The 2,577-nt window shown below is 70.2% G+C and carries 4 protein-coding genes; all 4 read right to left on the bottom strand.

All coding sequences use genetic code 11. The features are described from left to right. The coding region (locus ABZ260_RS49875) for a hypothetical protein (RefSeq protein WP_355632665.1) at window positions 1-251 on the bottom strand (251 nt) is incomplete at its 3' end. 61 nt (window positions 252-312) lie between these two features. After that, on the bottom strand, window positions 313-627 hold the full coding sequence (locus ABZ260_RS49870) for an L-rhamnose mutarotase (protein ID WP_343965211.1): 315 nt from the start codon (window positions 625-627) through the stop codon (window positions 313-315). Window positions 628-681: 54 nt separating this feature from the next. After that, window positions 682-1,974, bottom strand: coding sequence for a M1 family metallopeptidase (locus ABZ260_RS49865; protein WP_355632661.1), 1,293 nt, complete (start codon window positions 1,972-1,974; stop codon window positions 682-684). Window positions 1,975-2,006: 32 nt separating this feature from the next. Next, window positions 2,007-2,435, bottom strand: a complete 429-nt coding sequence (locus tag ABZ260_RS49860) for a hypothetical protein (RefSeq protein WP_355632658.1) — start codon at window positions 2,433-2,435, stop codon at window positions 2,007-2,009. Between the last annotated feature and the right edge of the window lie 142 nt (window positions 2,436-2,577).

Genomic DNA, 2,577 nt, shown 5'->3' with positions numbered 1-2,577 from the left:
GTCAACGTCAAGAACTGGAAGAACGGGCAGATGGCCCTGCGCTGGTGCGCGGCTGCGCCGAGCGCGGCCCGCGCCGGCGTGATCCGGGGCCACACCAGCACGATCAGCGCGTACACCAGCACGGTGTAGAGGGCGTCGCCCGCGTACTTGCCGAACCAGCCGCCGGTGACCGCGCGGACGGTCAGCCCGGCGGCGATGGTCAGGGCCGCGGCGAGCGCGGCGAGCAGACGGGTGCGCAGGGCGGGAGGCATCCACCCACGATAGCGATCGCGTCCCCGGCCGCGCCGGACGCCGTTCGGAGGGGAGCGGGGCTCAGGGCAGTCGCCACACCGCGGGCAGACCCTTGCCCGCGCCGTCCTCGGAGTAGTCGTGCGTGACCTCGAGCAGTTCGGCCATCCGGGCCTGCCAGGTGATGTTCACCGGCAGGCCGGCCAGCGACGAGAGCAGCGCCTCGTAGTCGTCGCACTCGATCACGTGGAACAGGTCCTGGCCGCTGCGCCAGATCGTCCACTCGTGCGCGCCGCCCCGCTTGATGGCCTCGACCAGTTCGGCGGGCACCTCCCGGTGCGCCTGGTCGTACTCGGACTCCCTGCCAGGCTTGACCCGGGTGTGCAGCGCGACGCGCATGTTGTACCTCCACAAAGTTGTAGACCGTTATAGCAGTGGTCCGATGTGTGGAGGTCAGGGAAGGGGTGGCAGGCGGCGGTCGTGCAGCCAGCCCGCGAACAGCTTGTCCAGCGGTCGCACCGTGCGGCGCGTGGCCAGCGCGGTGAACGCCTCGGTGGTGACGCTCCCGTGGCGGTGCCCGGCCGTCCACTCCCGCAGCAGCGCGAAGAAGGGATCGTCGCCGATGGTGCGCCGGAGCGCGTGCAGGGTGAGCGCGCCGCGCCGGTAGACGCGGTCGTCGAACAGGCGATGTGGACCGGGGTCGGCCAGGACGAAGTCCTGGGGGAGGTCGGAGAGCAAACGGTGCCAGTGGCGCGCGTGGTCATCGGATGACAGGCCGCCGGAGTTCTCCGACCAGATCCACTCCGAGTAAGATGCGAACCCCTCGTGCAACCAGATGTCGCGCCAGTCGGCCACCGTCAGGCTGTTGCCGAACCACTGGTGGGCCAGCTCGTGGGCGACCAGCCGCTCCTCGCCCCGTCTGCCGTCCACGTGGTTCACCCCGAAGATCGACATGCCCTGCGCCTCGACCGGGATCTCCAGCTCGTCGTCCACGACCACCACGGTGTAGGAGCCGAACGGGTAGGGGCCGAACCGCTCGCGGAAGACCTCCATCATCCGGCCCTGACGCTCGAAGTCGTGGCGCACCCGTGAGGCGTGTCCGGCGGGGAAGACCAGCTCCACCCCCGGGCCCAGTTCGGCCCGCTGGTAGCGGCCGATCTGCACGCTCGCCAGGTAGGAGGCCATCGGCTCGATCTGCTCGTACACCCATGTGGTCGTCGAGGCCGCCCGCCGCCGCGCGACCAGCTCCCCGTTGGCGATCACCTGGTACGCGGAGGCGGTGGTGACCGAGATCCGGTAGGTGGCCTTGTCGTCGGGCCGGTCGTTGCACGGGAACCACGACGGAGCCCCGATCGGCTGGCTGGCCACGATGACGCCGTCGGTGAGCTGTTCCCAGCCGAGCCCGCCCCAGTGGCTGGTCACCGGCTGGGGACTGCCCGCGTAGCGGACCTCGACAATGAAGGGGCCGGGTCGCAGCCCGACCGGCGACAGGTGGAGCTTGCCTCCGCGATGGGTGAAGCGCACCCGCGCGCCGTCGACCAGCACTCCGCTCACACGCAGGGCACCCAGATCGAGGGAGAGCCGGGTGAGCTGCCGCAGCGCCACGGCGGAGATCCGGGCGACGCCACCCAGGCGGTTCGGGCCCACCCGGTAGTCGAGGGTCAGGTCGTAGTGCTCCACCCGGTAGCTGTCGTCGCCGTGCATGGGGAAGTACAACTTGGGGGTAAAGGGCGTGCTCAGAACCACACCGGCTTCCTCTGTTCCACTCTCTTCGTGCGCTATCCCCGCCGGGCCCATGCCGCGATCGGGTTGCCGAACCAGCGGGTCCCGGCGGGCACGGACTCACCGCGCATCACCAGGGAGGCCGGTCCAACCGTGGTGTTCTCCCCGATCGCCGCTGCGGGCAGGATCACCCCGTGGGGCCCGAGTGTCGATCCGTCCCGCATGACGACAGTATCGATGCTCATCACGCGGTCGTGGAACAGATGAGTCTGCAACACGCATCCCCGGTTCACCGACACCCCATCGCCCAGGCTGATCAGGTCGACCTCGGGCAGCCAGTACGTCTCGCACCACACGCCCCGGCCCACGCGCGCGCCCAGGGAGCGCAGCCACACATTCAGCGGTGCCGTCCCCAGCCAGCGCTGGGCGAACCAGGGCGCGGCCAGTACCTCCACGAAGGTGTCGGCCAGTTCGTTGCGCCACACGAACGAGCTCCACAGTGGCCGGTCGCCCACTGCGATCCGGCCCACCAGCGTTGTTCGGAGCCACCGCGGGAGGCGCAACAGCGATCGGGCAGGTCCTCGGCGGAGTGCTACTCTCCGTCCCGCTCCTCGGCGCCGGCTGGCG

Origin of the sequence: Streptosporangium sp. NPDC006013, from assembly GCF_040614275.1 — a bacterium.
In the GTDB taxonomy this organism is placed as follows: Bacteria; Actinomycetota; Actinomycetes; order Streptosporangiales; family Streptosporangiaceae; genus Streptosporangium.
The sequence above is the reverse complement of the archived record's forward strand: the minus strand, read 5'-3'. Positions and strand labels throughout refer to the sequence as shown.

Excerpts from the sequence above, each read along its gene's own strand:
- ABZ260_RS49870 (WP_343965211.1), bottom strand. The coding sequence starts at position 627 with ATGCGCGTCGCGCTGCACACCCGGGTCAAGCCTGGCAGGGAGTCCGAG.